Source organism: Uniformispora flossi (assembly GCF_049534875.1).
In the GTDB taxonomy this organism is placed as follows: domain Bacteria; phylum Actinomycetota; class Actinomycetes; order Streptomycetales; family Streptomycetaceae; genus Yinghuangia; species Yinghuangia aomiensis.
Genome location: NZ_JBMULZ010000029.1, coordinates 1 through 20,376 on the forward strand (window position 1 = coordinate 1; position 20,376 = coordinate 20,376).

General features: G+C 71.0%; 19 protein-coding genes and 1 riboswitch. Of the genes, 7 read left to right on the top strand and 12 right to left on the bottom strand.

From position 1 onward, the window contains the following. On the bottom strand, window positions 1-947 hold a 947-nt coding region (locus ACPA54_RS36360; RefSeq protein WP_423536447.1), incomplete at its 3' end, for a transglycosylase family protein. 3 nt (window positions 948-950) lie between these two features. Next, window positions 951-1,154, bottom strand: a riboswitch (cyclic di-AMP (ydaO/yuaA leader). A gap of 374 nt (window positions 1,155-1,528) precedes the next feature. Beyond that, window positions 1,529-3,046, bottom strand: a complete 1,518-nt coding sequence (locus ACPA54_RS36365; protein ID WP_423536449.1) for an FAD-binding oxidoreductase — start codon at window positions 3,044-3,046, stop codon at window positions 1,529-1,531. 346 nt (window positions 3,047-3,392) lie between these two features. On the opposite strand from ACPA54_RS36365, the gene ACPA54_RS36370 reads away from it, so the two are divergent. Beyond that, complete coding sequence (locus tag ACPA54_RS36370; protein ID WP_423536451.1) at window positions 3,393-3,908, top strand: hypothetical protein; 516 nt, start codon at window positions 3,393-3,395, stop codon at window positions 3,906-3,908. A gap of 40 nt (window positions 3,909-3,948) precedes the next feature. On the opposite strand, the gene ACPA54_RS36375 is transcribed toward ACPA54_RS36370, so the two are convergent. Together ACPA54_RS36375 and ACPA54_RS36380 are read right to left on the bottom strand one after the other, a co-directional pair. Beyond that, a complete protein-coding gene (locus ACPA54_RS36375) occupies window positions 3,949-5,145 on the bottom strand; it encodes a macrolide family glycosyltransferase (protein ID WP_423536453.1) in 1,197 nt (398 codons plus the stop codon). A 43-nt stretch (window positions 5,146-5,188) separates the two neighbouring features. Continuing rightward, complete coding sequence (locus ACPA54_RS36380; RefSeq protein WP_423536455.1) at window positions 5,189-5,842, bottom strand: CatB-related O-acetyltransferase; 654 nt, start codon at window positions 5,840-5,842, stop codon at window positions 5,189-5,191. 99 nt (window positions 5,843-5,941) lie between these two features. On the opposite strand from ACPA54_RS36380, the gene ACPA54_RS36385 reads away from it, so the two are divergent. Beyond that, window positions 5,942-6,571 (top strand): TetR/AcrR family transcriptional regulator, encoded by a 630-nt coding sequence (locus ACPA54_RS36385; protein ID WP_423536457.1) that lies wholly within the window; start codon window positions 5,942-5,944, stop codon window positions 6,569-6,571. A gap of 147 nt (window positions 6,572-6,718) precedes the next feature. On the opposite strand, the gene ligA is transcribed toward ACPA54_RS36385, so the two are convergent. From ligA to ACPA54_RS36410, 5 genes are all read right to left on the bottom strand, one after another. Then, window positions 6,719-8,815, bottom strand: coding sequence for an NAD-dependent DNA ligase LigA (gene ligA, locus ACPA54_RS36390; protein WP_423536459.1), 2,097 nt, complete (start codon window positions 8,813-8,815; stop codon window positions 6,719-6,721). Between the two features lie 112 nt (window positions 8,816-8,927). Then, complete coding sequence (locus ACPA54_RS36395) at window positions 8,928-9,569, bottom strand: DUF4352 domain-containing protein (RefSeq protein ID WP_423536460.1); 642 nt, start codon at window positions 9,567-9,569, stop codon at window positions 8,928-8,930. Window positions 9,570-9,597: 28 nt separating this feature from the next. Continuing rightward, entirely contained in the window at window positions 9,598-10,761 is a 1,164-nt protein-coding gene (locus ACPA54_RS36400; RefSeq protein WP_423536462.1) for an oxygenase MpaB family protein, read from the bottom strand. A 16-nt stretch (window positions 10,762-10,777) separates the two neighbouring features. Beyond that, window positions 10,778-11,866 carry a polyprenyl synthetase family protein gene (locus tag ACPA54_RS36405; protein ID WP_423536464.1) on the bottom strand — a complete coding sequence of 363 codons (1,089 nt, stop codon included), beginning with the start codon at window positions 11,864-11,866 and terminating at the stop codon, window positions 10,778-10,780. Beyond that, window positions 11,859-12,125, bottom strand: a complete 267-nt coding sequence (locus ACPA54_RS36410) for a hypothetical protein (protein WP_423536466.1) — start codon at window positions 12,123-12,125, stop codon at window positions 11,859-11,861. Before ACPA54_RS36410 ends, ACPA54_RS36405 begins: the two co-directional genes overlap by 8 nt. Window positions 12,126-12,424: 299 nt before the next feature. Between ACPA54_RS36410 and ACPA54_RS36415 the strand changes: the two genes are divergently transcribed. Together ACPA54_RS36415 and ACPA54_RS36420 are read left to right on the top strand one after the other, a co-directional pair. Then, on the top strand, window positions 12,425-13,840 hold the full coding sequence (locus tag ACPA54_RS36415) for a WD40 repeat domain-containing protein (protein WP_423536468.1): 1,416 nt from the start codon (window positions 12,425-12,427) through the stop codon (window positions 13,838-13,840). A 188-nt stretch (window positions 13,841-14,028) separates the two neighbouring features. Then, window positions 14,029-14,430, top strand: a complete 402-nt coding sequence (locus tag ACPA54_RS36420; RefSeq protein ID WP_345677732.1) for an MmcQ/YjbR family DNA-binding protein — start codon at window positions 14,029-14,031, stop codon at window positions 14,428-14,430. 25 nt (window positions 14,431-14,455) lie between these two features. Here ACPA54_RS36420 and ACPA54_RS36425 read toward each other — a convergent pair whose 3' ends face one another. Together ACPA54_RS36425 and fdxA are read right to left on the bottom strand one after the other, a co-directional pair. Continuing rightward, the gene (locus ACPA54_RS36425; protein ID WP_423536470.1) at window positions 14,456-15,061 is read right to left on the bottom strand and encodes an LURP-one-related/scramblase family protein; all 606 of its coding nucleotides are present in this window, start codon (window positions 15,059-15,061) and stop codon (window positions 14,456-14,458) included. Window positions 15,062-15,155: 94 nt separating this feature from the next. Beyond that, a complete protein-coding gene (gene fdxA / locus ACPA54_RS36430) occupies window positions 15,156-15,476 on the bottom strand; it encodes a ferredoxin (RefSeq protein ID WP_423536471.1) in 321 nt (106 codons plus the stop codon). Window positions 15,477-15,591: 115 nt separating this feature from the next. Here fdxA and soxR point away from each other — a divergent pair, with 115 nt between their 5' ends. After that, on the top strand, window positions 15,592-16,056 hold the full coding sequence (soxR, locus tag ACPA54_RS36435; RefSeq protein ID WP_423536473.1) for a redox-sensitive transcriptional activator SoxR: 465 nt from the start codon (window positions 15,592-15,594) through the stop codon (window positions 16,054-16,056). Between the two features lie 56 nt (window positions 16,057-16,112). Here soxR and ACPA54_RS36440 read toward each other — a convergent pair whose 3' ends face one another. Then, complete coding sequence (locus tag ACPA54_RS36440; protein ID WP_423536475.1) at window positions 16,113-18,383, bottom strand: MMPL family transporter; 2,271 nt, start codon at window positions 18,381-18,383, stop codon at window positions 16,113-16,115. Between the two features lie 175 nt (window positions 18,384-18,558). On the opposite strand from ACPA54_RS36440, the gene ACPA54_RS36445 reads away from it, so the two are divergent. Beyond that, a complete protein-coding gene (locus ACPA54_RS36445; RefSeq protein ID WP_423536476.1) occupies window positions 18,559-19,731 on the top strand; it encodes a sensor histidine kinase in 1,173 nt (390 codons plus the stop codon). After that, window positions 19,706-20,368: a response regulator gene (locus tag ACPA54_RS36450; RefSeq protein WP_423536478.1), complete on the top strand. Its 663-nt coding sequence runs from the start codon at window positions 19,706-19,708 to the stop codon at window positions 20,366-20,368. Before ACPA54_RS36445 ends, ACPA54_RS36450 begins: the two co-directional genes overlap by 26 nt. Window positions 20,369-20,376 lie beyond the last annotated feature (8 nt).

A 20,376-nucleotide genomic window follows, 5' to 3' on the forward strand; every position in this document is an offset into this window, starting at 1 on the left:
ACCGGGCGGACGTAGCCGGTCGACGACGCGGTCGAGGAGGAGCTGCTGCTGTCCGAGGACTTCGCGGTGCTGCTGCTCTGCGACTTGGCGGTCGAGCTGCTCGAACCCTTGTCCTCGGTCAGCTTCGACGCCGACGAGGAGGAGGACGAGGACGAGGAGGAGGACGACGAGGAGGAGGTGGTGGACGTCGAGGCCGCGGCCTTGGTGTCCTCGGTGAGCTTCGCCGCGGCGGTCTTGCCCGACACGCTCAGCTTCTGACCGATCTTGATCAGGTTCGGGTTGCCGCCGATGACGCTGCGGTTGTCCTGGTACAGCTTCTGCCAGCCGCCGGAGACGTGCTGGGAGGCGGCGATCTTCGACAGCGTGTCACCGGAGACCACGGAGTACGTGGCGGCGGTGGTCGTCGCGGCCGGCGCGGACGCCTGCGGACGGGCCTCGGAACGCGACGCGCGGTCCTCGCTCAGCTGCGAGCCGCCCGAGGTGGAGGCCGAGTTGGCGGCAGCCTTCGGGGCGGCCTGCTGGGTGGTCTTGGCGGCCGACGCCGAGGAGCCGGTGTCGAGCGACGGGGTGCCGCTGTTCTTGGTCAGGCCCGCCTTGACGGAGCAGACCGGCCAGGCGCCGGGGCCCTGGCTGGCGAGCACCTTCTCGGCGATCGCGATCTGCTGGTCCTTGGTGGCCAGGTCGGCGCGCGGCGCGTACTGCGTGCCGCCGAACTCCTGCCACGTGGAGTTGGTGAACTGGAGCCCACCGTAGAAACCGTTGCCGGTGTTGATCGACCAGTTGTTGGTCGACTCGCACGCCGCGACCTTGTCCCACGTGCTCACCGGTGCGGCGGAGGCGCTGGTGGCGCCGATCATCGGCGCGGCGATCGCGGCGCCGGTGACACCGGCGGCGGCGATGGCGAAACGGGACTTGGACGTAAGGCGCTTGCGGGTCGCAGACAGCATGAAGTAGTTCCTCTCCCACGCCTGCGAGGTGAGCTGTCGGATTCGGGCTGGAGTTGCCCGGCCAGCCGTCGATGGCCCTGTTCAGGGCGTTCGAGGCATGGCTTCACCCCAAGCCGTCCCGGGCGCGCCGCAGCGCACCGCCGGTCCGGCGGATTTCACCTGGTTCCCCCGCTTCTGCCGTCATCGCTTACTCAGCGGTCCCAGCCCGGCCGGCGGCAGAATTCGGCGTTCCGGCGAGTGGGGTCGGCGTTGCACCGACGAGGACGAAGCTAAACGACGCTTCGCTGAATACCCAAATGCCTTGTCGCCGAAGGCAATCCGAGAAATTTCGGGAATACGGAATATCTCACGGAGGGCGACACGGGCCCTCCGCAGCGTGCGGAAATTCTCACGCACGGCGACGGACCCTGTATCGGCTGTTCGGGAGCGCGACACAGGGCACGCGGACGGTCACACAGGATCAAAAGGTAAAGAGGTGGCAAAGAGCCCAAATCGGATGTTTTCCGACGGTTCATCCGGGCATGACAGGGTCTTCACATGCTGCTCGGCGACCCGCCGAGCGGGGGGCAGGCGTGTGCCCGTCAGGCGCGTGCCACCGACTGGGGGAAAGCGAACACCTGGTCCGGGTCGTAGTGCCGCGCCACCTGCTTCAGCCGCGGCAGATTCCGGCCGTAGTAGGCGGTGCCCCAGTCCGGCAGGCTCGCGTCGATGTAGTTGACGTACGCGCCCGTCGCGCCCAGCGCGGCCAGCCCGTCCCGGATCGCGTCCACCGCCTCGGTGGCCTCTTCCTGGCCGCCAGGGGTGGTGCCGACGTAGACCTGAGCGGTGGCGAGCGCGGAGCGGTGCGGGAAAGCGGTCGCGTCGGGGGCGAGCTGCGCGACGGCGCCGCCCATTGAGTCCAGCAGCAGGTCGATCCCGGTCTGCCCGGCCATCAGCTGCACCATCCGCTGCGGGTCCAGGGCACGGGGGAGCACCCGGGAGACCGCGACGAAGGCGGCCCGGGTCAGCACGCCGCCCTCGGACTGCAGGTGGCACTGCTCGATGGTGTCGTTCGCGCAGCCCGCCATGTACTTCATCGCGTCGAGGTAGGTCTTGGCCTGCACCGAGCGCGACGTCGGCGGCGTGCCGACGGCGGCCACCAGCCGGTCCAGCAGCGGGTCCAGTTCGCTCTGCGGCCCGACGTAGCAGCCGCCCACCCGGCAGGTCGGGGGCGTGCCGCCGGAGACCACGCAGTTCGACCACAGCTCCGGCCGGGCGTCCGCGATCCACTCCTGCCACGCGCCTACCACCGACGGTGTCGAGCCGGGCGGAAAGTGCAGCGAGAAGACGGTGAGCGGGGGAGCGGGCTCGGTACGGAAGGTGAACTGCGTCACCACCCCGAAGTTGCCGCCGCCTCCGCCGCGGAGCGCCCAGTACAGGTCGGGCTCGGAGCACTCCGATGCGGTGCGCACACAGGAATCGGCGGTGACCACCTCGGCCGCGACCAGGCGGTCGCAGGTCAGGCCGTACTTGCGGGCCAGCACGCCCACGCCGCCGCCCAGGGTGAGGCCGCCGACGCCCACCGTCGGGCAGGACCCGGCGGGCAGCAGGCGTCCGGCCTCCGCCAGCGCGGCGTAGACCTCGATCAGCCGCGCGCCCGCGCCGACCTGCGCGGTGCCGTCGTCCAGCACGCGGACCCGCGCCATCGGCCGCAGGTCCATGACCAGGCCGTCGTTCGGCACGCTGTACCCGAGATAGCTGTGGCCGCCGCTGCGGGCCGCGATCGGGACGCCGTGGCCGCGGGCCGCGTCGAGGCAGATCCGCACGTCCTCGGCGGAGGTGCACTGCGCGACGGCGGCCGGGTACTGGGTGTCGTACAGCTCGTTGAAGCCGAGCCGCGCCACGGCATAGCCCTGGTCCTCCGGCAGCAGCAGACGCCCGTCCAGCCGCGCCTTCAGCGCGGACCAGTCCGGCGGTTCGACCGGAGCACCCGGGACGCGACGGCCGGGGACGCGCCGCACCGACGGCGTGCCGGTGGCCGCGGCACCGGCCGCGCCGGTGACGACCATCGCGCCGCCGAGCCCGAGGGCGGTCAGGAAACCGCGTCGATCGATCGTCATGCGCTCACAGCTCCCGGCGATCCGCGCCCACCACGTGCCAACCACGAGGTTTCGTCATTCTGGCCGCCGCCACCCCGGAAAACCGGGCACGGCGCGCGGAATTGCGCCCTTTGGCGGAAGGCCTGATCACTGTTGTGCGGTGCCGTCCGAACTTGGTGCCGCCGCCCGCCGCCCGCCGCCCGCCCGCAGCCGCAGCCGGCGGCACCGGCACCGAACACGTCGTCAAGCTCACCATGTAGCTCACCGCCACGCGTAGGTGATTCGCGGCCGTGTGAACGGGGGCAGTTCTCTTCGCTTGCCGGGCTCGCGACTCTAAGATCATGCGGCCGACCCAGGGGAGGATTCCGTGCCGCACGACGAACAGGCTGCTGCCGTCTGCACTTACCAAATGCCGTGGCTCTTCCGGCTGTGGCTGTTCGTCGGGCTCGGAGTGCTGGCCGGCATGAGCGCATGGTCCGCAGCCGCGGAACTCCGCGCCGGCAGCAGCTATCCAGTGGTCGGCACGTGCATGGTCGTCATAGGAGTGCTCGACGCGTACGTCGTCCTGTGCCGGGTTGCCGACCGGTTGGAGGTGAATGCCGCGGAGATCGTGTGGCGTGCGCCTCTGCGGAGTCGGCGCGTACCGCTGGACCAGGTTCGCTTCGTACGCCCGGGGCTGCTGATGGGTACGTGCGGGATCGACACCGCCGGCTCCCGAGGCCGCGGCTTCCTGGTCTGGGTGCGTCCGAGCCTGGTGGAGTTCGTCGGCGAACTCGTGCGTGTGGCGCCGCAGGTCGAGGTATCGCCCCAGGGGCTGGGCCGCACGACGATCGGGAGAGCGCTCGAGGGGCCGTCCGTCCGGTCGGGCGCCTCTGCCAATTGAGCGCTGTCGTCTTCGGTCGGCCGAATCCCGGGGTATATGTTCAGCGCGCCGCGTCCCCGGTCGTGTCAAGCATCCCCTCGACCAGGTCGGCCGCGTGCCGGGTGCCGCCCTCGGCTCGGGCGGCGGCCTGCAACTGGCGTGATCGTTCCGCGCGTTCCGGGTCGGTCATCAGATCGTGCAGGGCCGTGCGGAGGGCTTCGGGGGTGGCGTCGGGGGTGTCCAGGCGGTGGGCGACGCCGAGTTCGACGAGGCGGTCGGCGTTCATGAACTGCTCGGCGCCTTGCGGGACGGCGATCATGGGGACGCCGGCGTGAAGGCCTTCGCCGCAGCCGCCCATGCCGGCGTGGGTGACAAAGGCGTCGGCTTGGTCGAGGACGGCTCGCTGCGGGATCCAGGAGTGCACGTCGACATTGGCCGGGATGCTGCCGAGTTCGGCGACGTCGGTGTGCTTGCCGATCTGGAGGACGACATGCCAGCCGGGCAGGTCGCCGAAGGCGGCGAGGCACCGGCGGTAGAAGGCGGGGCGGTGTGTGTAGGCCGAGCCGAGCGAGATCAGCAGGATCTTGTCCGCGCCCGCCGGGCGGGTCCAGGCATCCGTGTCCGCGCGGGTGTCGAAGCAGGGGCCGACGAAGGTCACCCGGCCGGGGTCGACACGGTCGGCGTGCGGTTGCATCGCCCGCGGGATCAAGGCGAGGGCCCGCGGGGGCCGGCCGGAAAAGGCGTCCACGTCCGTGGTGGTCGCGCCGCACGTTGCGAGCCAGCGTGCGAACCGGTCCCGGTAGGCCTCGGCACCCGGCAACGTGCGTAGATGGGAGCCGACTTCCTCCTCGTAGCCGTCCCAGCCGACGAACGTCGGGGACAGCTGGAGCAGCGGGCGGCCCTGCGCTTCGGCGAGGGCACGTGCGGCGTAGGCGCCGATGTCGTACAGGTACAGGTCCGCGGGATCGTCGTCGTAGGCCGCGTGCAGTTGCGGAAGCGCCTGGGCGGCGTCGTCGAGGAAGAGGCTCGCGGCGGCGATGGGGTCGTCGGGCCACGCGTTGGTCGCGACGGGCAACGTCGAAGTACACCGGACCAGTTCCGCGCCGCTGGACGCGATGCGGTCGGCTGCGGACGGGTCGTTGGCGTAGGTGACCCGGTGCCCGCGGTCCACCAGCTCGCGGATCAGCGCGAGGCTCGGCAGGACGTGGCTGACGACGGGGATACCGACCATGGCGATGTGGGTGCGACGAGGGGACATGGGGGCGCTCGTTTCGGCCTGGGGAGCGGGTGGCGGGGCGGTGTCAGGCGCGGTCGAGCCGCGCGGCGGCCTCCTCGAGATCGGCCACGGTCCCCGACATGATCGTCCGGACGTGCCGGGTGATGTGCTCCACAGGCCAGTCCCACCACGCCACGGCGAGGAGCCGGGCGATGTCCGCGGCGTCGTAGCGGGTGCGGATGAGCCGGGCGGGGTTGCCGCCGACGATGCCGTAGTCGGGGACGTCGCCGGTGACCACGGCGCCGGCCGCGATGATCGCGCCGTGGCCGATGCGCACCCCGGGCATGACCGTGGCGCCGTGCCCGAACCACACGTCGTTGCCGACGACCGTGTCGCCGCGGCCCGGCAGGCCGGTGATCAGGTCGAAGTGATCCGCCCAGGAACCGCCCATGGTGGGGAACGGGAAGGTGGACGGGCCGTCCATGCGGTGGTTGGCGCCGTTCATGACGAACCGGGTGCCCGTCGCCAGCGCGCAGTACTTCCCGATGACCAGCCGCTCGGGACCGTAGTGATAGAGGACGTTGCGCGTCTCGAACGCGGTCGGGTCGTCCGGATCGTCGTAGTAGGAGAAGTCGCCGACGTCGATCAACGGCGACGTCACCAGCGGCTTGAGCAGGACGACGCGCGGGTGCTCGGGCATCGGGTGGAGCACGGTCGGGTCGGCGGGAATCGGGGGCATCGGGGAGGCGGACCCTTTCCGGTAGCGTTAGAGCGACAACTGTCGCGTTAAGATGCTGGCATGCTTCCGCCTCCTTGATCAACCGGATAATCACTGCCGATGACGAACCCACCTGCCTCTGTCACCGCCGAAGCCGCGCCGGACCGCCGCCCCGGCGGCCGCACGGCCCGCGTCCGTGCCCAGGTCCTCGACGCCGTGCGCGCCGAACTCGCCGAAGGCGGCCACGAGGGCCTCACGATGGAGGGAGTCGCGACCCGGGCCGGCGTGCACCGCGCCACGGTCTACCGGCGCTGGCGCGACGTCGGCGGCCTGCTCGCCGACCTCATAGCCGCGGCCGGCGAGATCGACTGGCAGCCGCCGGACACGGGCTCACTGCGCGGCGATCTGACGGCGCTCAATGCGGAGATCCAGGAATCCCTGGTCGTCAAACCGTCGTTCGCCGTGGCGCTGATGGCCGCCTCGTTCCACTCCGCGCAGGCCGCGCAGGCCCAGACACGGCTGTGGGAGGACCGCTACGCCCAATGCGAGACCATCGTCGAACGCGCCCTCGCACGCGGTGAGTTGCCCGCAGCCCCCACGGACGCCCGAAGCCTGCTGATCGCCGCCACGGCACCGGTCTACCACCAGCTCGTGCTCATGCGCACCGACCCGGACCCGCACCTGCCGGAACGGGCGGCGGAGGCGACGGTGTCGGCGGCCGCGGCGGGTGCTTTCGCGGTCCGGGAGTAAGCCGTCCCTTTCGGGTACTTCGGGCGTGTCCTGGTACCACACGACCGCGAGCCACGAGTTCCACAGGAACGGCTCGTTGGCAGGGTGCAAAAGAGGGAGGCCCGCGCTGAGCCCGGGCCTCCCTCCTTCCTGTGCCGACTCGGCGCCCTACGCCAGCAAGTCGGCCAGGCGGGCGGCGAGTTCTTCCGGAGTGATCGTCTCGATGCCCAGGGACTCGGCCTTGGCGAGTTTGCTGCCGGCCTTTTCGCCCGCGACGACGAGGTGGGTGCGGGCGGAGACGCTGGAGGAGGAGCGGCCGCCGGCCCGGGTGATCAACTCGGTCATCTCGGTGCGGGAGTAGGCGGCGAGGCGCCCGGTCATCCCGCCGGTGACCACGACCGTCATCCCAGCCAGCGGCAGGGCGCTCGTGGACTCGTCGGCGGCGGCTTCCGGGTCGGCGTCCGCGGGGGCCTGGGAGACGAAGCCCGGCTGGTCCATGTTCACGCCCGCGGCAACGAGTTTGTCGATGAGCGGGGCCAGGTCGGCCAGTTCCGCGACGATCACCGGGGCCTTCTCGCTGCCGATACCGTCGACCAGTTCCAAGGCGACCGCGTCGGCGTCGCGGATGGCCTGCATCGAACCGAAGTACGCGGCGATCCGCAGGGACATGGAACGGCCGGTGCCCAGGACGCCCAAGGCGCAGAACACGCGGTTGAGGGGCTTGGCCTTGGCGGCGTCGATCGCGGCCATGAGGTTGTCGGCGCTCTTGTCGCCCATCCGGTCCAGGGTGAGCAGCTGGTCACGGGTGAGCGTGAACAGGTCGGCGAAGTCCTCGATCAGACCCTTGTCGACCAGCTGCACGATGATCTTCTCGCCGAGCCCGTCCATGTCGAGCGCGTCGCGGGCGACGGCGTACCGGATCGCCTCGGTGCGGCCGCAGGCGCGCCCGCGCTCGCAGCGCCAGCGCTCCTGGCTGCGGTCGATGCCGGAGCCGCAGCGCGGGCAGGCCTCGGGGAACTCGATCGGCTGCTCGTCGCCGGTGCGCAGGCCGGCGACCGCGCCTTCGACGCGGGGGATGACCTCGCCCGCGCGGTAGACGATGACGTGGTCGCCGAGCATCAGGCCGCGGCGGGCGATGTCGGCCGGGTTGTGCAGCGTCGCGTACGTGATCGTGGTGCCCGCGACGTCGACCGGTTCGAGGACGGCACGCGGGGCGATCACCCCGGTGCGGCCCACGCTCCACTCCACGGCCCGCAGCACGGTGATCTTCTGCGCCGCCGGGAACTTGTACGCGGTGGCCCAGTGCGGCGTACGGCTGCCGATGCCGGCCTGCGCCTGGTCGGCGGGGCTGTCGGCCTTGATCACCACGCCGTCGAGTTCGAAGTCGAGCTCCGCGCGCAGGGCGCCGATTTTGTGTACGCGTTCCACAACCTCGTCGAGGGTCGCGCAGGCGGTCGTGGCGATCGGCGTGCCGACTGTGGTGCCCAGCCCGAGGTCGGCAAGGCGGGCGACGAGCTGGGTATGGGTGAGATCGCCCAGGCCGGGGATGTCGGTGTGCTCGGGGGCGGTAAGCGCGGCATAGGCCAGGAAGGTCTGCTTGATCCGGTACGCCCGGTCCTTGGCGCGCAGCGAGCCCGAGGACGCGTTGCGGCGGTTGGCGAACGCGGTGGCTCCGTGCGCGGTCCGCAGCTCGTTCGCGGCGGCGAACTGCTCCTCCGTCATGAGGACTTCGCCGCGCACCTCGATCGTGACCGGCTCGGTCAGGGTCAGCGGGATGCCGGCGATGTCGCCGATGGCGTGGGACACGTCTTCGCCGGTGGTCCCGTCGCCGCGGGTGACCAACTGCGTCAGCCGCCCGTCGCGGTAGCGCGCCGCGAGGGCCACCCCGTCGAGCTTGGGCTCCACAGCCCAGCCGGCGACCGCAGCCCCGCCCAGCCGCCGCTCCAACGAGGCCGCCCAAACGGTGAGGTCCTCTTCCGAGAAGACGTTCCCCAGGCTGAGCATCGGCACGGTGTGGGCGATGTCGCCGGTCGTAACACCCCCTCCCACCTGCTGGGACGGGGAATCGGCCGCGACCTGTCCGGGGTGCGCCGACTCCCAACCGGTGATGCCGCGCAGCAGGCGGTCGTACGCGTCGTCGTCCAACCCCGACTCGCCGGCGCCGTAGTAGGCATCGGCAGCCTTCCGCGCCTGTGCGACGGCTTCAAGGTAGGCGGCCTCGTCGGCGAGGTCGATGGCGGGCGCTGCTGCGGAAGGCGTGGTCATGGGACTTATTGTGCTGATCGGCACTGACAGAACAGGGACCTGGTGACGGGTGATCGCTGGTCGAGGCACCGATGCCACGGCGCCCCGGGCACGGTTGTCCGCACGTCGTTGCTCAGGTCAGATTCCACGGGCCGGTGGGGCGGCTGGTGGCGCCGTCGAACTGGACCGTGGTCGCCCGTGCGGTGTCCGGGAGTTCGTAGACGAGATAGCCGCTGAGGGTCTGGGCCGGCGGGATCTTCACATCAGCGGGGAAGCCGGCGCCCGCGCTGACGTGGCCGGGCGTGGACAGGTGCCACTGGCCGTGGTCGTCGACGATGTGCGTACTGAAGACTTGGGACGACGTCAGCGTCTTTGTTCCGGTGTTGGCGATGGTCCATTCGATCGCCACGAAACGGTCGCCGCGCTGCGGAGCCGCGAAGGCGCTCCCGGGATTCGCCGGTGCGGCCGGGTCCACAACCCGGACGAGGGTCGCGGTGAATTCCATGCCTGCGGGGTCCTGCAGGCCGGCGGTGTCGCCCACCCGGAGGCTCGGCGCCGTCGAGGCGCTCGGCGTCGCGGTGTCGCAGCGCTTGCGCCACTCCGCCATCGGGATGTTCGGGTCGGTGCAGCTCATGGCCGCCGGCCCGGCGGCATAGGGGCTGTTGTTGACCTTGGTGCCCGAGGGCCTCGCGTTCGACCCGCCGCTGGAGCAGGCGGCGAGGGTGGTGCTCAGGACACCGGCGACGGCGGCGCAGATGAAAGCACGGGTGCGCATGGATCCCCCTGGTGAGTCGGCGTGGTCATCATGCCAAGCCGGACGCCGGGGGAGCCCACCGGTGGGTGGCGGGAACGGAGTGGGTGACGCCGTAGTCGGCCTTGAGGTGCTCCGGGATGGCGTAGTGCATGACGCGGCCGCGGGTGAGCGAGGACAACTCGAACCGGGTGACCAGCGACCCCACGGCGTCCAGCAGCCACGTGGCCAGCGGAGAGTGGTCCTCCACCGACTGGAGGGCGCCGAGCAGGCTGGGGACGGCCGTGACCGCGGTGTCCCACGCGGTGCGCGGGACATCCAGCCAGTCGGCGCAGGTGTCGCCGATCAGGTGCCGGACCAAGGCGGGGACCAGCGGATCGAGCAGGGTCCCCGGGACGACCTGCTGGTACATCTCGATCAGTTGCCCGGTCAGGCGGGCGCCTTCCGGGCTCGGGCCGAGGTAGCGGGCGAGGTACCCGTCGAGGAAGTCGCGGGCGCTCGTCAGGTCTGTGGGCACGTGTGCCTGGTCGACGCCGAGCATCGCGCCGACCACGCGCCAGGCGTAGAAGTACGCTTCGGCGCCCTCGGTGGTCATGTGGATGTGCAGGCGGTGCAGGCTGTCGAGCACCAGCAGGGAGAACAGCATCTGCCCGCCGATCATGTCCTCTTGGCAGATCGGCACCCCCAACGCCGCACTGTCCCAAAGCCCTTCGCGCCGCAGATGGTGGCGGATGGACGCGTGCAGCAGGCGCACCTTTTGTGCGGCCGGGACGAACCGGCCGCCGGCTTCGAACGCCTCGGGCTGCATCAGGTAGACGGTGAACTGCCCGGTCTCGGCCATCCGCCGCGACGGGTAGTCCAGTGCGTGGCTACAGCTGAGCAACCGTGCCACGTGCGGCACCGCGTAGCAGGCCGGCATCGAGGCGAAGGACAGCGCGGTGGAGATGTGCACGTTGTTGTGCAGAAAGAAGAGCCGGGCCCGCTCCATTTCGCCCCAGTCGACCCAGTCCGGTGCCGCGCCGGTGGTGTGCAGGTACTCGCGGGCCACGTCCGGCAGTCCGTCGGGCGTTTCCTGACCCGCGACGGAGAAGTAGCGCATGAGGGTGTTGAACTTGCCGACCTGGCCGTGCTCGAAGAGCGCGTCCACGGTGGCGTCGGCGAGTTCGTCGCCCAGCAGGCGAAGGCGGTCGGGGGCGGCGGGGGTGTCGGTCGTCATCGCGGCTCCTGCCGTGTCAGTGGTGCCGGGCCGTGGCGGTGTGGGCGAGGTCGGCCAGCGCTTGGGCGGCCGTGGCCGGCAGGCGCTGCCGGTCGAGGGCGCGCAGCGCGGCGCACACCCGTTCGGCGATCAACTGTTCGATGTGGTCCGGCGCCTGGGTGCGGCGCATGATCTCCCGGACGCGGTCCAGGGCCGCGGAATCGTTGCCGCCGCCGGCCCGACCGTCACTGCTGCCGCCACCGCGCCCCCCGCCGAGGAGCCGGCGCAGGTCGCGCCGTTCCGCGGGCGTGGCCCGCCGCCAGGTCTCGGCCAGCAGTGTGGTCGGGCGGCGGGCGACCAGGTCGTCCGCGTTGGCTTTGCCGGTACGCGTCGGGTCGCCGAACAGGCCCAGCACGTCGTCGCGGAGCTGGAACGCCTCGCCCAACGGGACGCCGTACTCGGTGAAGCAGGTGCGCAGGCCCGCGCTTGCCCCGCCCAGCGAGGCGCCGATGAGCAGCGGCTGTTCGACGGTGTACTTGGCGGTCTTGTACCGCACGATCTTCAACGACGCCTCGGTATCCGGCGCCGCGCCCGTGTGCAGGATCTCCAGGCACTCGCCCGCGACCAACTCCCTTGCCAGCAAAGCCCACAGCGGCCGGGCGCGGGACAGATACGCGGCGGGCAGCCCGCTCGCGGCGAACAACTGCCCCGCCCAGGCCATCAGCATGTTGCCGACCAGCATCGCCAGCGCCTCGGCGGCCCCGGCCGGCCGGGCCAGACGCGGCAGTTCCTCGCGCAGCGCCCACTGGGCGGTGGGGCGGCCGTGCCGCTGCCGGCTGCGGTCGATCAGGTCGTCGTGCACCACCGCGGCGGCGTGCACGAGTTCCATGGCGGCGGCCGCGCGTACCACCGCGTCGCCGTCCGCCTGGCCCGCGGCGCGCCAGCCCCAGTAGCAGAACGCGGCGCGCAGCCTTTTGCCGTCGCGGGTCGCCGCGCGCAACTGCCCGCCCACCGGAGCCAGGCCGGCGTCGATGTCGACCAGGTGGGCGATCTCCTGGTCGACGAAGGCGCCCAGTGCGGCGTCCACGCGCGATTTGAAGGCGAGGAGTCCCGGCGTATCAGCCATCGTCGCGGGCCGTCACGTGCCGGGCGATCAGCTCCAGGTAGGCGGGTGGGGCGGCGAAGCGGTCGAGGACGACGCGGCCGCGGGACCGGAGTTCCCCGTGTCCGTCGTCCGCGAGCGCGCCGAGGTCCGCGCGTCCCAGCACCGCGCGGCCGCGTTCGAGTACCGCGCCGAGCCGGTCGAGGGCCAAGTCCGCGAGGCCGGCCGCGAGCAGCAGGGCGTTCCCGGCCGGAACCCCTCTCGACCGTGCCGATTCCGCCATGGCTCCCCCTTTCGGTCTCCGCCGCGGCACCGCGGCGACCCGGTTCCCGAGCCGGTGCCGCGCGGTTCGGACGGCTGATGAGAGCAGTGCCCCGACCGGTTGGTGTGGACGCAGAGGCCGCTCGAAAGAGTGAGAGGGAGGAAGCCGGGGGCTTGTCGGGAGGCATCGTGGGGTGCCCCCGGGCGCGTCGTCCGCCGCACGCGATGCGGTCCGCGCCCGATGGATCACGTCGGCCGGGGCGTCGGCGGGCTGTGCCACGATCGGGTGCCGTCCCAGGAACTCCCCGACGAGAGACGGCGATGGCGACCCATATCTACGGCGTCCGCGTGCTGGATGTCGACCCGAAGGAACTGCGTGTTCGCTTCAAGGTGTTCGCGGTTTACTACGACACCGGAAGCGAGATGTTCCCGCCGGTGCCGGACGACCCCGCGTTCTTCTTCTTCCTGCTGTGGGAGGCCGCGCAACCGCACGCGTCGATGGAGCAGCGCGGCCCGCTGGCGCGGATGCTGGACGTCGACACCATGCTCGACTTCGTGTGGGTCGAGGAGAACGCGCGCCGGTTCGTCTCCCGCATCGAACGGGTCGCCGGCGCGAACCACCCGCCCACACCCGAGCAGTGGGAGCGGCTGCACGACTTCTACTACGAACGCGACGGCGCGTGGAAAGACGAAGACCTGCTGGTGCAGTTCGACTACGACGTGTGGGTCACCGACGAACGGTGCATCGAATCGCTCAAACCCGGCGATGCCTGGGGCTCTGCGATGTTCCCGATGAACGCCGACACGTGGACTGCGGACGACGCCCCGCACATTCCCGACCTGACGAAGCCGGCTCGCCGTATCGCCCCGTTCGCGGGCAAGAAGGGCGACTTCCGACGCAAGCAGATCCGCGATGTGGAGTTCTCCGACGACGGCGCCTACCTGGCGGCGACGACGTGGGACGGGTTCGTGTGGGTGTACGACACTTCCGACTGGTCCGAGGTCGCCCACACGAGGGCCGGGGACCGGAACGTCGCAATGCTGATGTGGGTGCCGGGGGAGCCCGTCCTGACGGTCAAGTCGTACAGCAGGCTGGACGATCCCGAGCCCTTGGAACAGTGGGCCTTCGACGTCCGCAGCGGGCAGGAGACCACCGCGCCGTACCAGCACGGGCACCTGCGGTCGCTCGACGGCGTCCACCGGATCACCCCCAACGGCGGCGCCGAAGGCGGCTACGACCTGCACGCCACCGACACGCTTCCGCAGCGGACGATCGCGCACGCCGCGGGGTGGGACCCGATCCAGTGCAAGGCCTTCTCGGCCGACGGCACACGGCTCTTCCTCGGCGCACAGCAGAACCTCTTCGTCGTCGACCCGGTGACCGCCCGCGTGATCGACCAGGTCCCGGGCGCCTCCGACCGCCTGTTCCACCTGGCCTCGAGCCCGGACGGCACCTACCTGGCCGCCGCCTCCGCCAGCCGCAAGCTCGACTACGCGGGCTCGTTCGGCGGCAAACGCCCGCACGAGCTGTGCGTGTGGCGCACCGCCGACCACCGGATCATCCTGGGCCGCCAGATGACGACCTACGTCAGCGCCCTCGCCTGGTCCCCGGACGGCCGGCAACTCGTCGCCGCCCTCGAACCCTGCGACGAGAACTTCGCCAACGGCAAAAGCGAACTGGCCGTCTTCACCATGGACCCGACGAGCCCGACGGACCCGCCGTTCCCCGAGGCATAACGCGGCAGTACAGGCGGCCGGAACGCGGCTTTGAGTATCGGTACATAGAACACCAGCCACCCCCGCGGCGCTCCCGACCCGGCCGGGCGTCGAGCCCGGCGTACTCGTCAGGGTTACCCGCCTCAGGAACCGAGGAAAGGCATGGTTCGAGCCACCCGCTGTCGGCTCGCGCTGCGATACTGGCGATCATGACGCCCGAAGAGCTTCGTTCCGTCTGCCTGGACTTCAACGGCAGCCGTGAGGAGTTTCCCTTCAATCCCGATGTCTCGGTGTTCAAGGTGGGCAAGAAGGTTTTCGCGTTGTCCTCGTTGGGGGCGGTGCCGCTGACGATCAGCCTCAAATGCGACCCGCAGATCGCGCTGCGGCTGCGGGCCGAGTATCCGGCGATCGTCGGCGGCTACCACCTCAACAAGCGGCATTGGAACACGGTCACCCTGGACGGGACGGTTCCCGAGCAACTGGTCCGCGACATGATCGAGGACTCGTACGACCTGATCGTCGCGCAACTCCCGCGCATGGAGCGGCTGAAGCTCGACTGGCCCGGGGACTCCGCGGAGGCGGGCCGGGAAGACGGGCAAACCGAGGGCTAGGGCAGCGGGGGAGTTGCCCGACGGGTCAGCGGTTCTGGATGGCGTCCATGGCGACGGCGACGCAGAGGCCCAGGCGGCGGTCGAGCGTCGGGTCCGGGAACGTCACCATGTACTGGTCGCGGAGTTTCATCTGGCGTTCGACGTGCAGCAGCGGGGTCTTGGTGTCGTCGCCCGCGAAGTCGAAGTGGTACGTGGGCGCCGGCAGGTAGCCGCCGATGTACGGGATGAAGCCCCACACGCGCCGCAGGATCGCCCCGAACAGGCTGCGCTCCTGACCGGTCGCGCGTTCGAAGCCCGGGCGTTCCAGGTGCCACGTCGAACGCAGGAGCGACTTGCGGAAGTTCTTCGAGAACATGCCCAGCGGGGTGCCGTCGAAGGCGGTCACGTCGTGCTGCGCGTGCATGTCGATGACCTGCCGGGCCTTGAAGCGCGCCAGCTCGTACTGCTTGGTGTCGTCCGTGTAGAGGATGACCTCTTCCTTGAGCTTCCCGCGCTTCTGCTGCGCGTACGCCACGACCGCGCCGTGGGTGCCGTCGGGGTTCACAAGGTGCACGACGTACTGGTTCACGATCAGCCGGAAGTTCTGGCGGATGATGAGCTGGTGCTGTCCCTGGAGCAGGGATATGTCCATGGTTGTAGGCCTCCGCATAAGGGGAATCGCCGTCGCGGCCGCGTCGTGATCAGCGCGATGGTAATGCCTCGGTAATGCGTGTGGCAGGCGGAGGTCATGCCGGGTCTTTGGGCAGTGCCGCGACGAGCGGATGGTCCTGTTGTGCGGTGCGGACCTTCGCGCTTCCGCCGGGGCTGCCGAGGCCCGCGGAGAACTCCGCGTTCGCGGCCTTGAAGTGCTCCAATTCCTCCGGAAGGTCGTCCTCGAAGTAGATCGCTTCGACCGGGCACGCGGGCTCGCAGGCACCGCAGTCGATGCACTCGTCCGGGTGGATGTAGAGCATGCGCTCGCCCTCGTAGATGCAGTCCACGGGGCATGTCTCGACGCATTCCTTGTCCGTGATGTCCACGCAAGGCAACGCAATCACATAGGGCATGGAACTGCCTTCCTTTTCAAAGTCGTTCACGTTTGCCGGAAGAACCGGAAGCACCGGATGGCCGACGCACACGACCGTAGGACCTCAAGTAATGTTGAGTTCAAGGAGGCTGCCCATGACGAGCAACCGGCGCGGCACGGTCCGGGCCCGCCCGGACGATTGGCTGAGCATCGGCGAGGTGAGCGCCCGGACCGGGGCAGCCGTCTCCGCACTGCGCTTCTACGAGGAACTCGGCCTGATCGCGTCCGAGCGCGACGACCGCAACCAGCGCCAGTACCCGCGGCACATGCTGCGCCGCGTCGCGCTGATCGCCGTCGCCAAACGCATCGGCATCCCGCTGCAGGACCTCCGCGAGGCGTTCGCCGATGTGCCGCTCGACCGTCCGCCCAGCCACCAGGAGTGGCAGCGCGCCTCCCGCGGCTGGAAGCGCCGGCTGGAGGAACGCCGGCAGACGATCGAGCGGCTCGAGGCCGAACTGACCGGGTGCATCGGCTGCGGATGCCTCTCGATGAAGGCCTGTGCGCTGCTGAACCCGGACGACACACTCGGCGGCGAGGGCGTCGGCGCCCTGCGCGTGTGAGACCCGGCCCGACGACGCCCGGCCCGATGGCACCCCGAGCCGACAGCACCCCGGGGTCAACGGTCGACCAGCCCTGGACGCGGGGCCTCACCCGTGGATGCTGCGCCGGTGTCGTCGGCGCCGAACGGGCCGCGGGGAAGCATCCTGTCCAGCCACTTCGGCAGCCACCAGTTGGTCCGGCCGAGGAGTGTCATGGTCGCCGGGACCAGCACCATGCGCACGACCGTGGCGTCGATGAAGATCGCGGTGGCCAGGCCGAGCCCGAACATCTTGATGGAGGGGTCCTCGGCGACCGCGAAGGACAGGAAGACCGCCACCATGATGAGGGCGGCCGAAGTGATGATCCGGGCGGTCCCCGAGACGCCTTCGACGATCGCCGTGCGATTGTCGCCGGTGCGCAGGTACTTCTCGCGTACGCGGGACAGGAGGAAGACCTCGTAGTCCATCGACAGGCCGAACAGAATGGCGAAGAGGAACATCGGGATGAACGACACGATCGGAACCGTCGCTTCCAGTCCGATGAGTGCGCCTCCCCACCCCCACTGGAAGACCGCGACCATGATGCCGTAGGCCGCGCCGATGCTCAGCAGATTCATCAGGACCGCCTTGAGCGGTACGAGAATCGAGCGGAACACCAGCATCAGCAGCAGGAACGACATCGCCAACACGGCGGCGACGAACACCGGCAGCCGTTCACTGGTGCGTTGGCCCACATCGGACAGGCTCGCGGCGGCGCCCCCGACGTACGCCCTCGCCGGGCCGTGCCCGATCGCCGTGGGCAGCACGTCGCTGCGCAGCCGGGCGATGGTGTCGGCCGTGGCCTTGTCCTGAGGGCTGGTGGTCGGGAACACCACGACAGTCGCGATGCCGGTGGCCCGATCGACGTGCGCCGGCGCGACGGAGGCGATGCCCGGATCCGCCGCGACCGTGGCGACGAGCCGGTCCAGCGCCCCCGAATCCCCGGCCGGGTCGGCGGCGATGACGAGGGGACCGTTGGTGCCCGGGCCGAACCCGTCGGCGACGAGGTCGTAGGCCCGGCGCTCGGTACGGCTGTGCGGCAGTGAGCCGTCGTCGGGCAGGCCGACGCGCAGCCCGAGCACGGGCAGCGTCGCGGTCAGCAACAGCGCTGCCGCGCCGACCGCGTACGGCACCGGATGCCGGCTGACGTGCCCGATCCAGCGACGCCACCCGGCGGCGTGGGCCGCGCCCGCCGCCGGGTCCCGTCGCCGTGCGAGCCGGCCCGGCTTCCGGTTCTGCAGAGCCCGGCCGATCCGACCGGGCCGGGCCAGGCGTGTGCCGGAGGCGCCGAGGAAGGCCGGCAGCAGCGTCACCGACGCGAGCACCATGATCAGGACGACGATCGAGACGGCGAACCCGCCCACCGTCATGAACGGTACGTTCGCGACCGCCATGCCGAGGATCGAGACGACGACGGTGCCGCCGGCGAAGACCACGGGCCTCCCGGCCGTGGCCACCGCTCGCCCCGCCGCCTCGCGGGGGTCGAGCCCGCGCGCGAGGTGCTCCCGGTGCCTGGCGAGCACGAACAGCGCGTAGTCGATGCCCACTCCGAGCCCGACCATGCTGCCCAGGACCGGGGCGAAGGTCGGGACGTCCGTCACCCCCGCCAGTACCGTCATCGTGGCGACCCCGACCGTCAGCCCGAAGACCGCCATGCCGATCGGCAGCGCGGCGGCGACGAGCGAACCGAACGCCAGGAACAGGATCACGGCCGCGGCGAGGATCCCGATCAGTTCCCTTGCGCCGCCGTCGGGGTCGGAGAAGGCGTAGAAGAGGTTCCCGCCCATCTCGATGCGCAGCGGCAGTTCGGCGCGCAGCCGGTCGCCGAGACCGACGAGGGCGTCGAGGTCGTCGGCCGACAGCCGGCTCTGGTCGGGGTACTGCACCCGGACGACGGCGATCCGCCCGTCGGCCGAGACCAGGCCGCCGCGCACGGTGGTGTCCCCGCCTGCGTCGAGCGCCCCCGCCGGGTCGCTCGTGCCGAGCACGTGCGGCAGCCGCCGCACTTCGGTCTGCAGCCGCGCGAGAGCGGCGCGCGCACTGCCGTGGTCGAAGAACGTCGCACCGCCGTCCAGGGGGGTCACGACCACCTGGGCGGTCATGCCCTCCTGGCCGGTGCCGGCCCGCTCGATCAGGTGCGCTGCCCGTTCGGAGTCCAGTCCCGGAGCGGTCATCGAGTCCGCGGTCCGCCCGCCGACGGCGATCGCGGCGAGGACGGCAAGCGCGGCGGCAGTCAGCCACGCCGCGATCACCCGCCAAGGATGGCGGGCCGCGCCGGCGCCCAAGCGCAACAGGGCTTTCGAGAGCATCGGTTCCTCACATCACCTCGTCGGCCGTCCTGGTGCGGCCGCCGATGCCGAGGTTCGTCGCCACGGCGCTCCGCGGCATCGGCTCGCGGGCCGCGGATCCGTCGGCCCCAGGGCGGGGGCACGCCCCGTCCTTTCGGCCGATGCGCGGCACGCCGCGGTCCCTAGGCTGAGAACTGTGCTGCGAGACGACCTGCGAACCCTGTGGACCGAACCCCGACCGCCCGACGCGCCCGCCCGGGTGTGGCGGGACTGGGCACTGCTCGCCGCGGGCCTGGGTGGCGTGGTGCTGGAGGCCACCCTGCGCGAGAACGTCGTGTGGCGGCCGGTGGCGGTGGTGTTCGCCGTATGGCTGTGCGTGCTGTCCCTGTGGCGACGGCCCCGCCCCCTGGCGATGGTCACGTTGGCGTTCGGCTCGGTGGCCGTGCTCCAGCTGGCCTCGCTGGTGGCCGCATCGGGCGAGCCCGTCGGCCTGGACAGCGGCGTGGTCGTGCTCGCCCTGGTGTACGCGCTGCCCCGGTGGGGATCGGGACGGGACATCGTGCTGGGCAGCACGGTGATCCTCATGGCCTTCGCGCTGTGTGCCGTCACGATCGAAACCCCGGCCGGCGAACAGGCCGCGGGCTTCGTCTTCCTGATGCTGCCCGGCTTGATCGGAGCTGCCGTGCGGTTCCGGGTGACCGCCCGCGAGCGGCAGGTGGACCGGATACGCTCCCGCGAGCGTGAGCAGCTCGCCCGGGAACTGCACGACACGGTGGCCCACCACGTTTCGGCCATCGTGATCCGCGCCCAGGCAGGCCGGGTCCTCGCGGGCACCGACCCGTCCGCCGCCGTCGACGCGCTGGACGGGGTCGAGGAGGAAGGGGCGCGCACGCTGGAGGAAATGCGAGCCATGGTCACCGCGTTGCGCAACCCCGGGGCCGGTGCCGAGCTGGCGCCGCCTGCCGGTGTCGCGGACCTGGAGCGCCTGGTGCGCACCGCGGGTGGTCGCCTCCGGGTCGACCTGGGGCTCGACGGCGAACTGGCCACGCTGCCCCCGGCCGTGGACGCGGCCGTCTACCGCATCGTGCAGGAATCGGTGACCAACGCCATGCGCCACGCGGTCAACGCGACCGAGGTCGTCGTCCGGGTCACCGCGGAACGGCACGCGGTACGGGTGAGCGTGCGCGACAACGGCCACCGCACCGGCCGGGGCCGTGCCGGATACGGACTTGCCGGACTGCGCGAGCGCGCCGCACTCCTCGGCGGCAAACTGCAGGCCGGACCCGGCGCCGAACAGGGCTGGCATGTCGAAGCCGAGCTGCCCCGAGGGAGGACCGAGAACGGTGCCCATCCGCGTCCTCGTCGCTGACGACCAGGCCATCATCCGTACCGGGCTGCGGATCATGCTGAACGCCCAGCCCGATATCGAGGTGGTCGGCGAGGCCGCCGACGGACGGGAAGCGGTCCGCCTGGCCTGCGAACTGCGCCCCGATGTCTGCCTGTTCGACATCCGCATGCCCGTGGTCGACGGGCTCGAGGCCACCCGGTCGGTGGCCGGCCCGGGCGTCGCCGACCCGCCGGCCGTGGTCGTCATCACCACGTTCGACCTCGACGAGTACGTCTACGGCGCGCTGCGGGCCGGCGCCCGCGGATTCCTCCTCAAGGACACGGGACCGGACCTTCTGGCCCAGGCCGTACGGTCGGCGTCGGGTGGTGAGGCGCTCATTGCGCCCAGCGTCACCGTCCGTCTGCTCCAGGCATTCGCGGACCTGCCCGCGGGCCGGCCCGCGGCCCAGCCGGTTTCCCCCGTCACCGCCCGCGAGGAGCAGGTGCTCCTCGCGGTCGCCCGCGGGCTGACCAACACCGAGATCGCCGACGCACTGCACATCAGCCTCAGCACGGTGAAGACGCATCTGGCGAGCCTGATGGCCAAACTCGGCGCCCGCAACCGCGTCGAGATCGCGATGTGGGCCTACGAAACGCGCCGTATCCTCCCCGGAACCTGAGCCCGGTG

Excerpts from the sequence above, each read along its gene's own strand:
- ACPA54_RS36385 (WP_423536457.1), top strand. The coding sequence starts at position 5,942 with ATGACGAACCCACCTGCCTCTGTCACCGCCGAAGCCGCGCCGGACCGC.
- ACPA54_RS36425 (WP_423536470.1), bottom strand. The coding sequence starts at position 15,061 with ATGGACATATCCCTGCTCCAGGGACAGCACCAGCTCATCATCCGCCAG.
- ACPA54_RS36405 (WP_423536464.1), bottom strand. The coding sequence starts at position 11,866 with ATGGCTGATACGCCGGGACTCCTCGCCTTCAAATCGCGCGTGGACGCC.
- fdxA (WP_423536471.1), bottom strand. The coding sequence starts at position 15,476 with ATGCCCTATGTGATTGCGTTGCCTTGCGTGGACATCACGGACAAGGAA.
- ACPA54_RS36400 (WP_423536462.1), bottom strand. The coding sequence starts at position 10,761 with ATGACGACCGACACCCCCGCCGCCCCCGACCGCCTTCGCCTGCTGGGC.
- ACPA54_RS36440 (WP_423536475.1), bottom strand. The coding sequence starts at position 18,383 with ATGCTCTCGAAAGCCCTGTTGCGCTTGGGCGCCGGCGCGGCCCGCCAT.
- ligA (WP_423536459.1), bottom strand. The coding sequence starts at position 8,815 with ATGACCACGCCTTCCGCAGCAGCGCCCGCCATCGACCTCGCCGACGAG.
- ACPA54_RS36365 (WP_423536449.1), bottom strand. The coding sequence starts at position 3,046 with ATGACGATCGATCGACGCGGTTTCCTGACCGCCCTCGGGCTCGGCGGC.
- ACPA54_RS36375 (WP_423536453.1), bottom strand. The coding sequence starts at position 5,145 with ATGTCCCCTCGTCGCACCCACATCGCCATGGTCGGTATCCCCGTCGTC.
- ACPA54_RS36410 (WP_423536466.1), bottom strand. The coding sequence starts at position 12,125 with ATGGCGGAATCGGCACGGTCGAGAGGGGTTCCGGCCGGGAACGCCCTG.
- ACPA54_RS36420 (WP_345677732.1), top strand. The coding sequence starts at position 14,029 with ATGACGCCCGAAGAGCTTCGTTCCGTCTGCCTGGACTTCAACGGCAGC.
- ACPA54_RS36395 (WP_423536460.1), bottom strand. The coding sequence starts at position 9,569 with ATGCGCACCCGTGCTTTCATCTGCGCCGCCGTCGCCGGTGTCCTGAGC.
- ACPA54_RS36415 (WP_423536468.1), top strand. The coding sequence starts at position 12,425 with ATGGCGACCCATATCTACGGCGTCCGCGTGCTGGATGTCGACCCGAAG.
- soxR (WP_423536473.1), top strand. The coding sequence starts at position 15,592 with ATGACGAGCAACCGGCGCGGCACGGTCCGGGCCCGCCCGGACGATTGG.
- ACPA54_RS36380 (WP_423536455.1), bottom strand. The coding sequence starts at position 5,842 with ATGCCCCCGATTCCCGCCGACCCGACCGTGCTCCACCCGATGCCCGAG.